The sequence below is a fragment of the Thermoflavimicrobium daqui genome (assembly GCF_003313465.1).
Classification (GTDB): Bacteria; Bacillota; Bacilli; order Thermoactinomycetales; family Thermoactinomycetaceae; genus Thermoflavimicrobium; species Thermoflavimicrobium daqui.
Window position 1 is genome coordinate 33,865 of the sequence record NZ_KZ845671.1, and the last position, 18,431, is coordinate 52,295.

Sequence of the window (18,431 nt, forward strand, 5' to 3'; positions counted from 1 at the left end):
AAGATATATTCCATTTTTATAGCGGTATTCCTTTTTTTGAACAGCATGTTGCATCATTTGATTGAAAATCCATAGAGTTAAAGCGAATTGTCGGATCAACTTTTGCCCCAACCCTTTAGCGGGAGTGAGTGGGAAGCGATGAGCGGCTGATTAAGAGGCAATCTCAAATAAATGTCTGTGTTATAAAGGGAGTTCTTTAAAATTAAATTTATATCAGTAAGCAGTAAACTTTCTGATCTAATAAAATATGCATTGTTTATGCTATAAGTACATTGTGTTATAGTTAATATGAAGGATGCATTAATTTCTCCTAAGTAAGAAAAATTTTTATCTTATGACTCTTATCTATTTTCTGCTTTTAAGATTGGATATTTGCTATACATATAAAGGAGATGGAGTTTGATGAACATGGATCACAAAGAATCTCAACAAAATAATGAAGAGATGAAAATATACCTTCGTGAAGCCGAAGCTGGAAATATCGAAGCGATGAGAATAGTTGGACTACGATATATAGATGGAGATGGTTTTCCACAGGATATTAAAGCAGGGACAAGCTGGCTTGAAAAAGCAGCAAAAACAGGTGATTCTATATCGATGGGACTGCTAGGACAGATGCTTTTGCAAGGAGATGGATTAGAACAGAACATTGAAGAGGGAGAAAAATGGCTTCGCAGTTCAGCCGAAGCTGGAAATGTTATGGCGATGGGAATGCTTGGAAGCTTACTCTTTGAGGGAGATCTCTTGAAACCAAATTTAGTGGAAGGAGAGAAATGGTTATGGAAAGCGGCAAAAGCCGGTGATGCTCAATCCATGCGCATTTTAGGTTATCGTTTTCTCGAAGGGGATGGTGTTGTCCGAAATCTGGAAGAAGGAATAAAATGGATTCGAAAGGCAGCCGAAGCGGAAGAACCTGCTGCGATGCGAATTTTGGCTATTTTACTTCTAGAAGGAGAAATTGTTGAGCAAGATATCGAAGAAGGAATGAAGTGGATTTGTCTAGCAGCTGAATTAGGAGAGCCTATTGCGATGCGAATTCGGGGTCGACATCTTTTGGCAGGAGATCACCTTGAACAAGATGTAGAAGAAGGAGTGAAATGGCTTCGTCGTGCAGCTGAAGCTGGTGAGCCTGTTGCGGCCGGAATTTTAGGGAGTTTATTGTTAGAAGGCGAAGTAGTAACCCAGGATATTGAAGCAGGAGTAATGTTCCTTTTGCGTGCGGCTGAAATGGGAGAGCCCATTGCGATGCGTCTTTTAGGTATTTATTACTTAGAAGGGGAAGTACTTGTACAAAATATTCAAGAAGGCGAGAGATGGCTTCGACAAGCTGCTGAAGCCGGAGAGTCTGTAGCTATGAGGATCTTAGGCTATCGACTTTTAACCGGAGATGTTTTATCCCAAGATATTGAAGAAGGAGAAAAATGGTTCCGTAAAGCAGCTGAAGCGGAAGAGGTCATTGCAATGGGTGTTTTAGGAGATATTCTGCTTGAAGGAGAATTGTTAAAACCCGACAGAGAAAATGGTGAGAGATGGCTTCGACAAGCAGCTGAAGCGCATGAAACAGTAGCGATGCGCATGTTGGGTTATCGACTACTTTCTGGAGATGGATTAGAAAAAAATATCGTAGAAGGGGAGCTATGGCTTCGTCGAGCAGCTGAAGCAGGAGAGCCCATAGCGATGCGCTTACTAGCTATCGAGCTGATGGAAGGAGATGTCTTAAATCAAAATATAGAAGAAGGAGAAAAATGGTTCCGCTTTGCATCAGATGCTGGAGATCCTATTGCGATGCGCATTTTAGCAGAACTTCTGCTTGAAGGGCAAATTTTAAAGCAAGATATAGCGCAAGGAGAAAGTTGGCTAAGGCAGGCTGCACTATTGGGAGAAGTCACTGCCATGCGCATGTTGGGAAATGATCTATTACATGGAAGAAATTTAGAGCAAAATGTCGAAGAAGGAGAAAGATGGCTTCGTCGAGCTGCACAAGCCGAAGAACCAACCGCTATGGGGATGTTGGGTAATCATCTCGTTCATGGGGAGAAACTAGAGCAAGATATTGAAGAAGGTTTAAAGTGGCTTAAAAGAGCAGCCGAAGCAGGCGAAACGATCGCCATGTCTATCCTAAGCGATTTATTTTTAGAGGGAGAAATTGTAGAACAAAGCCTAGAAGAGGGAGAGAAATGGCTTCGTAAAGCGGCTGAAACTCAAGATCCTGTATTCATGCGCATTTTAGGCTATCGGCTCATGGAAGGAAGTTTAGTACAGATCAATCGGCAAGAAGGAGAAAAATGGCTTCGACAAGCAGCCGAAGCGGGTGAGCCGATTGCCATGGGAATGTTGGGAAATCTGTTATTAGAGGGAGATTGGATAGAACAAAACATTCAAGAAGGAGAAAAGTGGATTAATCGAGCAGCTGAGGCTGGAGAGCCCGTAGCGATGCGCATTTTAGGGATTACCCTGTTAGAAGGTGATAATTTAGAGAAAGATATCGAAGCAGGAGAAAAATGGCTTCGTAAAGCGGCTGAACGAGAAGATTTGATTGCGATGCGCATTTTAGGCTATCAACTTATTGCAGGAAATATGATTCAGCCAGATGTCCAAGAAGGAAAAGCATGGCTCAAGAAAGCAGCTGAGCTAGGTGAACCAATCGCTATGGGAATGTTAGGTGATCTCCTTATTGAAGGCAATATCATCAGACAAGATGTTCAAGAAGGAAAAAAGTGGCTCTATCAAGCAGCAAAAATGGGGGAGACAGTAGCGATGCGCTTATTGGGCTATCGTTTCCTTGTTGGAGATTGCTTAGAGCAGAACACGATCGAAGCAGAAAAATGGCTCCGACAAGCAGCTGGATCAGGAGAAGCGATCGCCATGCGCATTTTAGGGATTGAGCTATTAGAAGGTGATATATTGGAGCAAAATCTTGAAGAAGGAGAAACATGGCTCCGTCAGGCAACGGAAGTGGGTGATGTAGTTGCTGCTCGGATTTTAGGTAATCTTCTCATTCAAGGAAATTTCCTTTCACAAGACTTAGTTGAAGGAGAAGGTTGGCTCCGTCGAGTAGCAGAGATCGGTGATTCAGAAGCGATGCGGAACTTAGGGATTTATCTCATTGAAGGAGAAAACCTACCACGAGATATCGAAGAAGGAGAAGCATGGTTGTATAAAGCGGCTGAACAAGAAGATATAATCGCGATGCGGGTTTTAGGTAATTTGTATATTGAAGGAGAAATATTAGAAAAGGATTTCGAAGAGGGAATCAAATGGTTAGAAAGAGCATCAGCTGCAGGTGACTCTATTTCTATGCGGATGTTAGGAAGCACGCTAATTTTCGATGGAGAAAGAGAAGAAGACTTCGAGAAGGGGATCGAATGGTTAGAAAAAGCAGCTAAAGCCGATAATCCAGCAGCCATGGGTCTGTTAGGAAGCCTTCTACTCGAAGGTGAAAGAGTTCAATTTAATCCATCTGAAGGGGAGATGTGGCTTCGACGAGCAGCTGAAGCAGGTGAACCAACATCAATGAGTTTACTAGCAAATCGATTGCTTGACGGTGATGGTTTAAAACAAGATGCAGTTGAAGGCGTAAAATGGCTTCGTTTAGCCGCTGAAGCCGGAGATGTTGATGCGATGAAGCGATTGGGAGAATTATTAATTGAAGGAAAATGGATGGATCGAAATATTGAAGAAGCTGGAAAATGGCTTCGCAAAGCTGCTGAAGCCGGAGCTACTTGGCCAAATAAACAAGTACATTAAATAAAAAAGAAAAAGGTGTTTCTTCTTTCCAAACGATAAAAGAAGGAACACCTTTTTTATAATGGAACAGGATCACAAGAGTATAAAAATAGTCATAATATTTAAAAATATACATTTATTTAGTTAAATTCTCTATTTTTTATTACATCATGGATTTTATTAGAAATAGAAATTATTATTTAGTAGTATAACATGTTTTAATAATATACTATAATATAGTTCGATTTTAATAGAAAGGAGATAGTTTATTGTTTATAGAACATTTAGAAAAAATAATCACACTGCTTAATGATTTTCTTTGGTCGAAACTATTAGTCTATGTACTTGTTTTACTAGGAATTTATTTTACACTTCGCACTCGGTTTGTACAGATTCGGAATATAGGTGAAATGATTCGCTTAATGGGAGATGGGATTGGTGCCTCTGTAAAAGGTAAAAAAGGGGTATCCTCATTTCAAGCATTTTGTATTAGTACTGCATCACGAGTAGGGGTAGGAAATTTAGCTGGGGTTGCTATGGCTATTTCACTAGGAGGTCCTGGTGCTGTATTTTGGATGTGGCTAATTGCTATTCTTGGAAGTGCTTCTGCTTTTGTAGAGAGCACACTAGCTCAAATTTATAAAGTTAAAGATAAAGATGTATATCGTGGTGGGCCTGCCTATTATATGCAAAAGGGATTAAATGCTCGTTGGATGGGAATCATTTTTGCTATTTTAATTACTTTTTGTTTTGGACTTGTATTTAATTCCGTTCAGGCAAATACGTTAACCCTCGCATTTAACACTGCCTTTCATATTGATCGAGTCTATGTAGGGATCGCTATTACTATTTTGTTGGCGGTGATTATCTTTGGTGGTGTAAAAAGAATTGCGAAAGCGGCTGAACTTACTGTTCCATTTATGGCAGTTGCTTATATTCTCGTTGCTCTTTATATCATCATTATGAATTATGATAAGATCCCGACTGTATTTACATTAATCATTAAAAATGCTTTTGGACTTGAAGCCGCATTTGGCGGAGGAGTAGGAGCTGCTATTTTACAAGGTATAAAAAGAGGTTTATTTTCTAATGAAGCAGGAATGGGAAGTGCACCAAATGCTGCAGCCACAGCAGAAGTGACTCATCCAGTAAAGCAAGGATTTATCCAAGCATTAAGTGTTTTTACAGATACATTGTTAGTATGTAGTGCAACCGCATTGATTATTCTATTTTCTGGTAACCAATTGGATAGCAAATTAGAAGGTATCCAATTAACACAAAATGCTTTGGCTACACAAATGGGTGCATGGGCACCTGGTTTTGTTACCATTGCTATTCTGTTCTTTGCGTTCACTTCACTAATAGGGAACTATTATTATGGTGAAACGAATATTGAATTTATTAAAGAAAGTAAAGGTTGGCTTTTTGTCTACCGAGTCGCTGTCATTGTCATGGTATTGTGGGGATCAATGGCAAAAGTCCAGTTGGTTTGGGATTTAGCCGATTTATTTATGGCTCTTATGGCAATTACAAACTTAATTGCGATCACCCTGCTAGGTAGAGTTGCCTTTGCTGCACTAAAAGATTATTTAGAACAAAGAAAGCAAGGTAAAGATCCTGTATTTTATGCTAGTCGGATTAAAGGATTAGAAAATGTAGAATGCTGGAAAGATGAAAAAGAAGAAAATATAGGATAAAATGAGCCAGATAGGAGAATTTCCTATCTGGTTTTTTATGATTAATTTAGCCTTATTATTTACCGTAATTCCTTTAACCTTCTTCATTGCGAAAGATTGATATTTGATGTATAATCTATAAATTGCAGAGAGTATGTATATATAAGAAAAGATCGAGGAAATTGATAGATCATTCCCATCAAAAAAACTAAATACAAATCGGATAGGTCAACGAAAGCATTTTTTTATGAAAGTAAAGTGATTAAAATAGATGGATCGTAGATTTGCAAGTGTAGGAAGGTGTGAAAGCAATGGCTACCAAAACCAAGGATTTTAGTCAATATTTTGTGGCTCCCGATCTAAAAGCTGCCAAAAAACGGGGCAAAGAAGATATTCAAGTACTACAATTTGAACAAATTCCTGAAGACATGCGTGAAGTCGGAAAAAATAAACGCTACATGATTCAAACTTATGGTTGTCAAATGAATGTCCACGATAGTGAGACAATTGCAGGGATTTTTGAGCAAATGGGTTATGAAGCAACAGATCAGGAGCAAGAAGCCGACATTATTTTACTCAATACCTGTGCTATTCGAGAAAACGCAGAAGATAAAGTGTTTGGTACACTTGGTCGATTAAAGCAACTAAAGCTTGAAAAACCCGATTTAATTCTTGGTGTATGTGGTTGTATGTCTCAAGAAGAATCAGTGGTGAACCGTATTTTAAAAAGTTATCAACATGTAGATTTAGTATTTGGTACGCATAATATTCATCGTCTACCTTATCTGTTACAAAATGCTCTATATAGTAAAGAGATGGTCATCGAAGTATGGTCTAAAGAAGGAGACGTTGTTGAAAATATACCCAAAGTGCGTAGTGATGGTTTACGTGCTTGGGTAAATATTATGTATGGTTGTGACAAATTCTGTACCTACTGTATTGTGCCATATACTCGTGGGAAAGAGAGAAGTCGTCGTCCTGAAGATGTGCTAAATGAGATCCGTGAACTTGCACGTAAGGGATATCAAGAAGTCACCTTACTCGGTCAAAATGTCAATGCTTATGGAAAAGATTTTAAGGATATCGACTATCGCTTTGGGGACTTAATGGATGATGTGCATAAAATCGGTATTCCACGTGTTCGTTTTACCACAAGCCATCCACGTGATTTCGATGATCACTTAATTGAAGTTTTAGCGAAACGTGGTAATTTAGTAGAGCATATTCATTTACCTGTGCAATCAGGTAGTTCTGAAGTACTCAAGTTAATGGCACGGAAGTATACGCGTGAACAATATCTTGAATTGGTGAGAAAAATTAAAAAAGCGATCCCTGATGTAGTATTAACAACGGATATTATCGTTGGTTTCCCTGGTGAAACGGATGAGCAATTTGCAGAAACACTAACTCTTGTTAAAGAAGTGGAATATGATTCAGCTTATACGTTTATTTACTCTCCACGAGAAGGAACCCCAGCAGCAAAAATGAAAGATGATATTCCGATGGAAGTGAAAAAAGAACGATTACAGCAGTTAAACGAGGTAGTCAATGAGATAGCACGTCGGAAGAATGAAGCTTTGCGTGGGGAAGTTCTTGAAGTTTTAGTTGAAGGAGAGAGTAAGAAAAACTCGGAAGTTCTTTCTGGACGTACTCGAACCAATAAATTAGTTAACTTCCGTGGTCCTAAACATTTGATTGGACAATTGGTATATGTAAAAATTACCGAACCTCAAACGTGGACATTAAATGGTGAATGGGTTGAAGAACCAATGATGCAGGTGGGGATGTAATGATGCCAACCACAATGACAGATCATCCAATCATTCATTTGGCTCGACAATTTGCTGATCGCTTGCAAAATTACGCAGAAGTACAACGGTTTCGGCTCGCTGAACAGCAAGTGAACCAAAGTGAGACCGTTCATGATTTGATCGATGCGATTAAAAAGAAACAAAAAGAATGGGTTCACGCAAAGCACTACAAAAAGATGGAACACCTTAAGCGTTTGGAACAAGAACTCGATCAACTACAACAAGACCTTGATAATTTGCCTATCGTTCGGGAATATCAACAAGCTCAAGTGGATGTCAACGAGCTATTACAAACCATCCAGCAAGTAGTTGCTGATACAGTATCTAAAAAAATCCATGTTGAAACAGGTGGCGAAGTGCTAAGTGGATGTGGGCATGGAGGTCCATGTGGATGCAAAAGTAGTTAAAATGATTCCCAGTATCTGTTATAAATGGATACTGGGAGTTTTTGAACGAAATATCAAGCTCGTCGACATATTTCCCTTATATCAAAAGCAAAAGTGTTTGATCCTCTGTCTCATATAGTAAGAACCAATTATTATTGTGCAGTATAACCGCCATCGATAAGTAAGCTGGTTCCTGTGATGAAAGAAGCATCGTCACTAGCTAAAAATAAGACAGCTTTTTACTTCTTCGGGTTTTCCAAGACGTCCGAGGGGATGAAGGTTTATTAAATGTTGCCTCATCTCGGTATCCGCGCCCGCAATTAATGGCGTATCAATATATCCAGGACATACAGCATTCACACGAATTCCTTCTTTTGCATAAGTCACAGTTAATGTTTGTGTTAATAGCTTCACTCCCCCTTTAGCAGAGGAATACGCTGTTACCCCTTTTTTCCCTGCATAACTATGAATGGACCCCGAGTTAACGATGACTCCTCCCTTCCCTTGTTTAAGCATTTGTTCAATTGCATATTTATTGGAGAGAAAAACCCCCGATAAATTGATATCTATAGTTCGTTTCCATTGTTCAAAAGTTAGCTCATGGGCAACGTTATCGTTGGCAATTCCAACGTTTGCAAACATAATATCCAGTTTTCCATATTGTTTAACGGTTTCTGTGATCATATGTTTGACTTCTTCTTCTTTTGTTACATCTGTTTTGAGAAATAAAGTATCATAGCCATCTGTATTCAATTGTTTGGATAATTCTTGTCCATGTTCAGAAAAGTCTGCGATGACCACTTTCGCTCCTGCTTCTACAAATAATTGAACGGTTGCTTTACCGATTCCACTTGCTCCTCCAGTTATAATTGCTACTTTATTTGGTTAATTTCATTGTAAATTATCTCCATTTCTATTGAGAGTGAGCAAACATTAGTGCCATTAACGTGCAGTTGCGCCACCATCGATCACAAACTCAGCACCTGTCGTATAGGATGATTCGTCTGACGCTAAGAAAAGAACCATATTCGCTACATCTTTGACAGTGCCTAGACGCCCCATAGGAAATTCCTTCCCTAATTCATCTTTTGTACTACCCGTAACTTTAGAAGCATATTCTGCCATTCCAGTATCGATATATCCTGGATGGATGGAATTAACTCGAACGCCAGTTGGTGCATATTCAATGGCTGCATCTTTTGTCATGATCCGTACCGCCCCTTTGCTTGCCCCATAAAGAACATGACCAGGTGCACCCATTAAACCAGCGATAGATGATGCATTAATAACAGACCCTTTTTTTTGTTTAGCCATAAGAGGCATAATGTGTTTCATTCCTAAAAATACACCAGTCACATTAATTGACATCAGACGATTCCATTCTTCTAATTGAATCTCTGCAAGTGGTTTAATAATATAAATTCCAGCATTGTTGAATAGGATATCTACTTTTCCAAATGAATGAATCGTTTTCTCCGTAACCTTTTTCCAATCTTCTTCTTTGCTCACATCAAGACGAATAAAGATCGCTTCTCCTCCATGTGATTGAATGTCTTTGACCGCTTGATTGCCGGAGTCTTCGTTTATGTCAGTAATGACGATTTTCGCTCCTTCTCTTGCAAATAATAATGCTGTTTCTTTACCGATTCCTGTACCCGCCCCTGTTATGATCGCTACTTTGTTTTCAAGTCTCATTAAAAGATCACCATGCCTTATCAGCTTTTGTATTTGTAAATGAATAAACAAGTTCCCTTTTTTTGAAGGAATATTTCTTTAAAGGGGATTGATGTCTTCGGAAGAAAGTGGTTTTCCCTGTAATAAAGCTACTGTTATTATCTACTAATTCCTGATTTTATTCTTTTCCTCTAAAAAACTTTTCTGGGTATTTGCACCTAAGGCAAATGCCCTGCATACATTTGTTATTGAACCATTACTGGAGGAGGGAATAACGTGCCATATAGAGATAGAGGTGTCGACTATCGTCAGATTATTACCAAGGCTGTATGTGGAAAAGGTCGGAAATTTTCTCAGGCAACCCATACAATTCATCCGCCGGATAATATTTATAACATTTTAGGGGCATGGATTATTAACCACAAGTATGAAAGTGATAAGATAGGGGAAGTAGTTGAAGTTCGTGGTAGCTATGATATAAATATATGGTATTCTACTAAAGGGAATACTAAAACCGATGTGGTTAAAGAAACTGTACACTATGTAGAGCAAGTCCCCTTAGGCTACTATGACCGTAATACACGAGAAGCTACCCTTCAAGTAAGTGCAACCGCTACGCAAGCTCCTAATTGTGTGGAAGCATCCATCGCAGCACAGTCTGATTTAGTAGTTGTTCGTGTAGAAAAAGAGTTTGTCGTCGAGATGGTAGGAGAAACAAAAATTTGTGTTCCTGTTTATCCATTAGAATATGCAGAAGCAGATGACAAAGAGATGATGTCATACTCCCCAGAAGAACAAGAAGCCTATGATGATCTCGATCCCGATTTGATTATTGATGACTTGGATGACTAGGTAGTAGAAGGCGAATGCCTTCTTTTTTCTTTTAGCTAACCATTTTCCCATATAGAACATAACATAACAGAAGAATAATGAAACATGTTGGTACGGTAGAAAGGGGAAAGGTTTAATGGGAGCCGTCACCCTACCATCGATTCCGATTTATAATGAGGATAGGCTTCGTGAAGTCATTATTACAAAAGAACGAAGATTAGCATCAACCATTCAATTAGAGGCTCCAGAGCTTAGCCTTGTCTCTAAGTCGATGCTTATCTTAAACCAACCAGAACACGTTGATCGTTTGCGAGATGTGAAGCAAAGGGATGAATTGCTTGAGCTTCATGGTGTCTCTTTATATAAGCATACACGTACATTAAGGGAATATATTCTTTGTGTGTTTCAAACACATGTGATTACGATATATCGCTCCAAACAACAAAGTGTATGGACACCATCTATAAAGAAACCACGTCGTCTAAGTTACCAACGTGTACCTACACATGATTCCAGTAAGGAAGTAAAAAAAGTACAGATGCTGGCGATTCGTGCGATCTATGCCCTCGGCTTAGACTATGGAGTCGTTATTTGTGGTGTAGGGGCAGGAAGACATCTTGGAATCATGAAAGTGATTCCCCATCCTCAATTAAATGATGAGATGGAAGCAGCTTATATTCGAGCTGTAGGGGAGTATACCAAATTAATTGCAACGCCTACCACTTTAATCGATCGGATTGTACTTGGAGCTGATCCGGAATTTGTCATGTTATCAAAAAAAGGAAACTTACTGATTGCCTCTCGCTATTTTCCGAGGAATGGGAAAGTCGGATATGATGCCATTTGGATTGGGCAAAATCGTTCAAATAAGCCAGTAGCGGAGATTCGTCCTAGTCCCTCGACAGACCCGCAGGTATTGGTAGTACGGATTTACCAAAGTTTATATTATGCAGCCAAAAAAATGGAACATATTTCATCCAAATGGTTAGCAGGTTCGATGCCATATCAAGGGTTTCCGCTAGGAGGGCATATCCACTTTAGCGGAATTCAACCCAATTTTAAAATGCTTAGAGCTTTTGATAACTACTTAGCTTTACCTTTTGTAATAGTAGAAGATACGCAAAGTAGTAGAAAGAGAAGGCCTCAATATGGTTTTTTGGGAGACTTTCGTTTCCAAGAACATGGAGGTTTTGAATATCGCACTTTACCGAGCTGGTTGGTTTCACCAACACTAACCAAAGGTGTATTTGCACTAGCAAAACTGATTGCAGCTCATTATGATCAATTACAACTAGATCCGCTAAGTGATCCAGAAGTCCAAAAAGCGTATTATGCTGGAGAAAAAGAAACCTTACGAAAATGGTTTGAGGTTTTATGGGCTGATCTGGAGCGTCTCGATAACTATGAACGATATAAAAAATTTTTAGATGGATTTTATCGCTTTATTGTCTCCGGTAATTCTTGGAGTGAAACAAGGGATATAAGAAGATATTGGAGAGTACCTCCGTTTACTTTGAAAAAATCGTAAATAGGCTTACTTGTTCCATGATTTATGACCATGTTAAAATAAGTTGAATTTAATTTGAATACGGAGGCAAGAGAAATTGGCTAAATATACTCCGATGATACAACAATACTTGTCGATTAAGGCACAATACTCCGATGCCTTTTTATTTTTTCGTTTAGGTGACTTTTACGAGATGTTTGTGCGCCCGTAAGGGCTCTTAGAGAATCTGCTTTGGCAAAGCAGTAGGTACAAGACGCATCATACCTATCGTCAACCAACTTATCCGGCAGGGAAACCTAAAGGGGAGTGTAGCATGTTGGTAAAGTCATAAGTTGGCGAGCTATCACGCCACGACTGAATGGCGAGACGAAATGCTGTGAACAAGGATGAAAGCTAAACTGCTTGAAGGTTAGCCTAAGTGGACTGAGCGTAGTCTATGACGAAAGGTAGCTAGAAACGTCATATAGTCCTAAGATAGCTGTATAAAAACATGACAGCTATTGGAGCGTCTTGGGACTACACAATCTCAATCAGAGATAAAAGGTGAACGACCCATCCGATATCACAGTAGGCTTGTCTCTAAGAGGCTAAACGGGGATTACCTAAGTGGGAGCGCCTTTAAATGGCTATGTGACGAGGACACTGAAAATCCCATAGGGTAACGGAATTCTCATAGTAGTCGGAGCTAGGGAAAGCCTAGTACATGGCGAAGGAGAATAGCCTATCGGGTTTAATACCATTTGGGAAGGAGCGAGAGGCTCTTGAGAAGTCCTGAAATTGTATTAAACAATCTAGCTTCTAAATCAAATAACCCCTTGTATCATTATGAAAGATTGTATCGAAATTTATATAATAAAGAATTTTACATGTTGGCTTATCAAAACCTACTCTCTAAACATGCATACCGAAAAATACCCATTGATAGAAAAAGAGATTTTGAGGAACGAATCGACCGAGTTATTAGAAAGCTTAAGGATCAGACGTATAGGCTACAGCCTGTTTCAAAGCAAAATGGCGTTTTGGAGGATCAACTGGTACTTGAAATCATACGGATGTTACTCGTTGCAATTTATGAAGGCACCTTTTCTGATCACTCTCATTCCTTCAGGTCCAAACGTAGTTGCCATACTGCGCTTACAGAAGTACAAAGTACCTTCACCAATGTAAAGTGGTTTATTTTGGGTGGAATCCAAGGATGTTTCGAACAAATGGATCAACATCTGTTAATCCATTTATTAAGGCGAAAGGTTAAAGATGAGAAGTTTATTCAGCTTATCTATCAATGTTTGAAAGCAGGCTATTTGTATGAATGGAAATATCACCAAACATATAGTGGTACGCCACTAGGAGGAGTACTAAGCTCGATTTTGGCTAATATTTACTTTCACCAATTAGATACCTTTGTATCTGAGCTTAAGCATTCCTATGAGACAATGGATGTTCATAAAAATCCGAATGATAAGCAGTTATTTTATACTCGGTATGCTGATGATTATTTGATTGGAGTCATTGGAAGTAAAAAAGATGCAGAAACAGTAAAAGATAAGCTGATTCATTTCTGTCATGAGAAGCTTAAACTATCTCTGAAGGATGTACAGATTGTCCATGCTAAAAAAGCAGTTCATTTTTTGGGATATCAACTGAAGTGTACAAGGGAAGAGGGGCAAACAAGAAAGATAAAATTATATGTTCCTAAAGAAAAATGGATAGGAAAATTGAGAAGCCTCAATGTCCTTAAGGTCGATTCGAATAATCAATGGAAAGCGATACACAGAACCGACTTAGTAAATTTGGAGGATACAAGAATACTTCAGGTATACAATCAAGAAATCAAGGGGATATACCGATACTATCAATTAGCAAACAATGTAACAGTATTACGTCATTTTTATTACATTATGCAACAAAGTTTAGCTAAAACTTTGGCTTGTAAATACAATACCTCTGTTCGAAAGATCATGGGAAAATATCGCCGAGATGGTCTTTTTACAGTGACTGACTCATCTATCAAAGGACGAAGTTCTATTCTTTATCATGGAGGATTTAAAAGACGAAAAAAAGTGATTACCGACAGTATGGTAGATGTATTCCCAGTTCGAAACTTGAATCCCCAACAGAAAAAGTGAAAAATGCTAGTTCTGTGTATGCTTTTCATGAAATTGATATTTAAGGGAGAAGCTAGATCAAGATAGGTGGAGAGCCGTATACGCTGAGAGGTGTAAGTACGGTTCGGAGGGGAGTTCTGGGAAACCTGCTATAGAAATATAGTAAGGCGCCGAGTACTTACCCTACTTTGATGACGCGAAAAAAGCGGCAGAAGAGTTGGAGATAACATTAACTGGAAGAGATGGGGGTGGAAATGAACGAATCCCTATGTGTGGGGTTCCCTATCATTCTGCTCAATCATACATTGAAAAATTGATTCAAAAGGGCTATAAAGTGGCTATTTGTGAACAAGTTGAAGATCCTTCTGTGGCGAAAGGTGTTGTAAAACGGGAAGTTGTCCGTGTGATTACCCCAGGTACGATTATTGAAGAGAATATGTTAGTCGAACAGGAAAACAACTTTTTATTGGTAATAACAGAGACAGAAGGGTCTTATGCACTTGTGGCAAGCGATTTATCAACAGGTGAGTGTCATTTAACAGAAATCAATCATTCTCTCGACTTTTTACTAGACGAAATATCTACTTATGCACCGAAAGAAGTGGTATTGGATCAGCATCTGTTTCACCAACAACAACTAGTTCAATCACTAAAAATGCGAATAAAAGCAGTGGTAACACCGTTTTCACTTGAAAATTTGGATGAAGAAGTATTGCAGCAGCAATTCTCAAGGTATACACAAATATGTACAACTCAAGTAAGAAAACAAGGTCTAGCTTTGCTGTATGCGTATTTAAAACAAACCCAAAAACGCTCTCTGGGCCACTTGCATCGGCTTCAATATTATGATGCTAAACAGTTTATGATGCTTGATGATGTGGCACGTCGTAATTTAGAACTTACACTAACACTAGGTGAAGGAAAAAAACGTGGCTCCTTACTTTGGATGTTGGATCGAACAGCAACAGCAATGGGAAGTCGTTTATTAAAAAAATGGCTGGATAAGCCTCTACTATCCATTCCAGAAATTCAGCAGCGTCAAGATATTGTAGCAGCATTTTTGGAGGACTTCCTATTCTTAGAAGAAATGCATGACTTATTAAAACAAGTCTATGATTTAGAGCGGCTGGCAACACGAATTGCCTATGGATCAGCGAATGCTAGAGATCTTAATGCAGTAAAACGTTCCTTACAAGTAATCCCTTCACTTAAAGAGTTGTTAAAAAGCTCTTCCTGCCAACATTTACAAAAAATCGAAAAATGGCTTGATGACTGTCATGATATATGCGAATTAATTGGACAGGCCATCGTCGATGAACCTCCGATTACAACAAAAGAAGGAGGAATTATCCGAGAAGGCTTTCATCAAAAGTTAGATGAAATCAGGGAAATTCAAAAAAATGGTAAAAATTGGATTGCTCAATTAGAGCAAAAAGAGCGAGCGGCAACAGGGATTAAGTCACTAAAGATTGGATATAATCGTGTGTTTGGTTACTATATTGAAGTAACAAAATCCAATTTACGTAATATTCCAGAGGGGCGATACATTCGTAAACAAACATTGGCGAATGCAGAGCGTTTTATTACCCCTGAGTTAAAAGAAAAAGAGCAATTGATTTTAAATGCCTCAGAGAAATCAGTCGAATTAGAATATGATTTATTTGTGCAAGTACGTAATCATATTTCCCGAGAGGTTCAACGGATTCAATCGGTTGCTGAATGGGTAGCTTCATTGGATGTTTTACATGCTTTTGCCAAAGTAGCAAAAACCTATCGCTATGTTCGTCCGATTGTGCATCAGCAAGATCATTTACTTATTGAGGCAGGACGTCATCCTGTTGTTGAAGCTGTATCGGAAGAGAGTAGTTTTGTCGCCAATGATGTAAAGTTAAATGCACAAGATCGGCAAATTCTCTTAATTACGGGTCCAAACATGGCAGGAAAAAGTACTTATATGCGTCAAGTAGCTTTAATTACAATTTTGGCTCAGATTGGTAGCTTTGTTCCCGCGGATCATGCTGAGATTGCTTTAGTCGATCGTATTTTCACTCGAATTGGAGCAGCTGATGATTTAGTAGGTGGACGGAGTACCTTCATGGTAGAGATGGTCGAAACTTGCCATGCATTAAAAGAAGCAACACCACGTAGTTTAATTTTGTTAGATGAGGTAGGGAGAGGGACTTCCACCTATGATGGGATGGCTCTTGCTCATGCAATTGTCGAGTATATTCATCATCATGTACAAGCTAAAACCTTGTTTTCTACTCACTATCATGAATTAACTCGTTTGGAAGAAGAGTTAACACGGGTTTTTAATGTACATGCTGAATGTAGGGAAGAAGATGGGAAAGTTGTATTTCTACATCGTATTGTCCCAGGTGGGGCAGATCGGAGTTATGGAATTCATGTAGCAGAGTTAGCAGGTTTGCCTAAAGAAGTAACTCATCGGGCCAGAGAGATCTTACAAGAATTAGAAAGTGGACAAGCTGAAGTAGCAGCAACTTCCTTAGCGGCTTCCTCTACCACTCTATTACAAAAACCAGAAGGAACACAACTGACATTATTCGATTATTTGTCACAAGATGAAGTGAAGAAAATAGAAGAAAACCCTAAATCTTCGGCTGAGCAAGAAGTTTTAGAAGCGATACGCAGTTGTGATCTGATGAACCAAACACCACTGGATACCATGCAATTTCTACTCAAACTTCAGCAAAAGCTAAAATAGACAGAGATTGATAGATATCATCTTAACCAGAGGGTTTTCAGCTAGCTCTGGTTGAACTTAAAGGGGGGAGACTGTTATGGGCAATATCGCCATATTAGATGATCATGTAGCAAACCAAATTGCTGCAGGTGAGGTGGTGGAGCGTCCAGCATCCATTGTGAAAGAGCTCGTCGAAAATGCAATTGATGCACATGCAACTCAAATAACCATCCAACTGGAAGAAGGTGGCATATCTCGAATCCGGGTTACGGACAATGGCGTGGGAATGGAGCCTGAAGATGCTAAATTAGCTTTTGCCCGTCATGCAACAAGTAAATTAAAAAAAGAACGGGATTTATTTGCGATTCGTACATTAGGCTTTCGAGGTGAAGCTTTGCCTAGTATCGCTTCTGTTGCTCGTGTAACGCTTACCACTTCCCATGATCCTTCCCAGTTAGCCACCTCGATTCAAATGGAAGGAGGAGAGGAAAAAAGTGTCGAATCCACCTCTCGTCCTCGCGGAACGGATGTGGTTGTAACAGACTTATTTTATAATACACCTGCCCGCTTAAAGTACCTTAAGACAGTGAATACAGAAGTCGGACATGTTGCAGATGTTGTTGGAAGAATGGCACTTGCTCATCCCCATATTTCTTTCACTTTAAGTCATCAACAACGTGAGCTTTTTCGAACTTCAGGAGACGGTAAGTTACTACATGTTTTATATGCTTTATATGGAAAGCAAGTCGCAAGTAAGATGATGCCGATTCAAATTGACAATATGGATTTTGGGATAAAAGGATTTTTTAGTAAACCTGAGATTACACGAGCAAGTCGTTCCTATATTACCCTGATTTTAAATGGTCGTTTTGTCCGAAGTATCCCTATTACTCAGTCTATCCTACATGCCTATGGAACATTACTCCCGTCAGGACGTTATCCCATTGGTGCTTTACATATTGAGATGGATCCGAAATTGGTCGATGTCAATGTACATCCTGCTAAGCTGGAAGTGAGATTAAGTAAAGAAAAAGATTGCTGTGAATTGATTCAACGAGGACTTCAAGAGACATTTGTTAAACAGACATTTGTTCCTCAAGCGACCAGTCCTTGGGAGCGTAAAAATGAAAAAACAGTTACAGTCCAGGAACGGCTTGATTTAGCTGCACCTGTTCCCAAAAAGATGAATCAGATGACGTCATTGCATAATGAATCAGCATATATTCAGAAATCACCAGCCACACAAGAGATACGTGAGGCATCGGTCCAAATAAAAAAAGAGTTACAAGAAAAAACGGTGGATGATTCTGCCATAATAGAAGCAAAACAATCAAAAGTGGTTAAAGAGCCATCTTCTTCATGGTTTGAAATGAGTATTGATCAAGAGTTGGTTCGTGCCAAGGAGAAAGTATCAGATTTAAATCGTCTTCCAGATATCATGCCGCTAGCGCAAGTTCATGGTACGTATATCGTGGCACAAGCGGAGGATGGATTTTATTTATTAGATCAGCATGCAGCCCATGAACGAATTTATTATGAACGATTTTCTCAAAAGTTAGGTGAGAAAAATCACCGTCAACAGTCTTTACTCATTCCAATAACGATGGAGTGTACAGCATCTGAGGCAAAAATATTAGAAGCCTATCAATCTTATTTAAGAGACTGGGGAGTAGAGATCGAACACTTTGGAGGAACTACCTTTATTATTCGCTCTTATCCTCATTGGTTTCCTAAAGAAAGTGAAGAAGAGATTATCTATGAAATCATCGAGTGGCTCAAAGAGAATGGAAAAGTAGATACAGCTCGACTTCGTGATGAAAGTGCTAAGATGATGGCTTGTAAAGCAGCCATCAAAGCAAATCGCCATCTAAGACAAGATGAGATGGAACATTTGCTTATGGAGTTAAAAGGGTGTCATAATCCTTTTACGTGTCCTCATGGACGACCGATTTTTGTGCATTTTTCGACCTATGAACTAGAAAAAATGTTTAAGCGAGTGATGTAAGCATTG

9 protein-coding genes and 3 pseudogenes are annotated in these 18,431 nt (G+C 39.1%); 10 read left to right on the forward strand and 2 right to left on the reverse strand.

Features of this window, described 5'->3' with window-relative positions:
• Nucleotides 1-402: 402 nt before the first annotated feature.
• The 4 genes from DL897_RS13995 (at nucleotide 403) to DL897_RS14010 (ending at nucleotide 7,620) form a co-directional block, all read left to right on the forward strand.
• Nucleotides 403-3,747, forward strand: coding sequence for a tetratricopeptide repeat protein (locus DL897_RS13995; protein WP_113659765.1), 3,345 nt, complete (start codon nucleotides 403-405; stop codon nucleotides 3,745-3,747).
• A 254-nt stretch (nucleotides 3,748-4,001) separates the two neighbouring features.
• Complete coding sequence (locus DL897_RS14000) at nucleotides 4,002-5,423, forward strand: alanine/glycine:cation symporter family protein (protein WP_113659851.1); 1,422 nt, start codon at nucleotides 4,002-4,004, stop codon at nucleotides 5,421-5,423.
• A 290-nt stretch (nucleotides 5,424-5,713) separates the two neighbouring features.
• Entirely contained in the window at nucleotides 5,714-7,192 is a 1,479-nt protein-coding gene (gene miaB, locus DL897_RS14005) for a tRNA (N6-isopentenyl adenosine(37)-C2)-methylthiotransferase MiaB (RefSeq protein WP_113659766.1), read from the forward strand.
• On the forward strand, nucleotides 7,192-7,620 hold the full coding sequence (locus DL897_RS14010; RefSeq protein WP_113659767.1) for a YlbF/YmcA family competence regulator: 429 nt from the start codon (nucleotides 7,192-7,194) through the stop codon (nucleotides 7,618-7,620). Before miaB ends, DL897_RS14010 begins: the two co-directional genes overlap by 1 nt.
• A gap of 200 nt (nucleotides 7,621-7,820) precedes the next feature.
• On the opposite strand, the pseudogene DL897_RS14015 reads toward DL897_RS14010, so the two are convergent.
• Nucleotides 7,821-8,469, reverse strand: a pseudogene (locus DL897_RS14015) (SDR family NAD(P)-dependent oxidoreductase); the annotation flags it as partial.
• Nucleotides 8,470-8,541: 72 nt separating this feature from the next.
• Nucleotides 8,542-9,294 (reverse strand): SDR family NAD(P)-dependent oxidoreductase, encoded by a 753-nt coding sequence (locus DL897_RS14020; RefSeq protein ID WP_113659768.1) that lies wholly within the window; start codon nucleotides 9,292-9,294, stop codon nucleotides 8,542-8,544.
• 255 nt (nucleotides 9,295-9,549) lie between these two features.
• Between DL897_RS14020 and cotE the strand changes: the two genes are divergently transcribed.
• The 6 genes and pseudogenes from cotE (at nucleotide 9,550) to mutL (ending at nucleotide 18,425) form a co-directional block, all read left to right on the forward strand.
• Entirely contained in the window at nucleotides 9,550-10,125 is a 576-nt protein-coding gene (cotE, locus tag DL897_RS14025) for an outer spore coat protein CotE (RefSeq protein WP_113659769.1), read from the forward strand.
• Between the two features lie 115 nt (nucleotides 10,126-10,240).
• Nucleotides 10,241-11,632, forward strand: coding sequence for a putative amidoligase domain-containing protein (locus DL897_RS14030; protein ID WP_113659770.1), 1,392 nt, complete (start codon nucleotides 10,241-10,243; stop codon nucleotides 11,630-11,632).
• 76 nt (nucleotides 11,633-11,708) lie between these two features.
• Nucleotides 11,709-11,810: pseudogene (locus DL897_RS14035) on the forward strand (MutS N-terminal domain-containing protein); the annotation flags it as partial.
• Nucleotides 11,811-12,372: 562 nt separating this feature from the next.
• The gene (locus DL897_RS14040; protein ID WP_113659772.1) at nucleotides 12,373-13,737 is read left to right on the forward strand and encodes a reverse transcriptase/maturase family protein; all 1,365 of its coding nucleotides are present in this window, start codon (nucleotides 12,373-12,375) and stop codon (nucleotides 13,735-13,737) included.
• 166 nt (nucleotides 13,738-13,903) lie between these two features.
• Nucleotides 13,904-16,441: pseudogene (gene mutS, locus DL897_RS14045) on the forward strand (DNA mismatch repair protein MutS); the annotation flags it as partial.
• Nucleotides 16,442-16,517: 76 nt separating this feature from the next.
• Nucleotides 16,518-18,425 (forward strand): DNA mismatch repair endonuclease MutL, encoded by a 1,908-nt coding sequence (gene mutL, locus DL897_RS14050; protein WP_113659774.1) that lies wholly within the window; start codon nucleotides 16,518-16,520, stop codon nucleotides 18,423-18,425.
• Nucleotides 18,426-18,431: the final 6 nt, after the last annotated feature.

What these genes read in the sequence shown, in the direction of transcription:
- mutL (WP_113659774.1), top strand. Translation starts at nt 16,518, where the DNA reads ATGGGCAATATCGCCATATTAGATGATCATGTAGCAAACCAAATTGCT.
- miaB (WP_113659766.1), top strand. Translation starts at nt 5,714, where the DNA reads ATGGCTACCAAAACCAAGGATTTTAGTCAATATTTTGTGGCTCCCGAT.
- DL897_RS13995 (WP_113659765.1), top strand. Translation starts at nt 403, where the DNA reads ATGAACATGGATCACAAAGAATCTCAACAAAATAATGAAGAGATGAAA.
- DL897_RS14010 (WP_113659767.1), top strand. Translation starts at nt 7,192, where the DNA reads ATGATGCCAACCACAATGACAGATCATCCAATCATTCATTTGGCTCGA.
- DL897_RS14020 (WP_113659768.1), bottom strand. Translation starts at nt 9,294, where the DNA reads ATGAGACTTGAAAACAAAGTAGCGATCATAACAGGGGCGGGTACAGGA.
- DL897_RS14030 (WP_113659770.1), top strand. Translation starts at nt 10,241, where the DNA reads ATGGGAGCCGTCACCCTACCATCGATTCCGATTTATAATGAGGATAGG.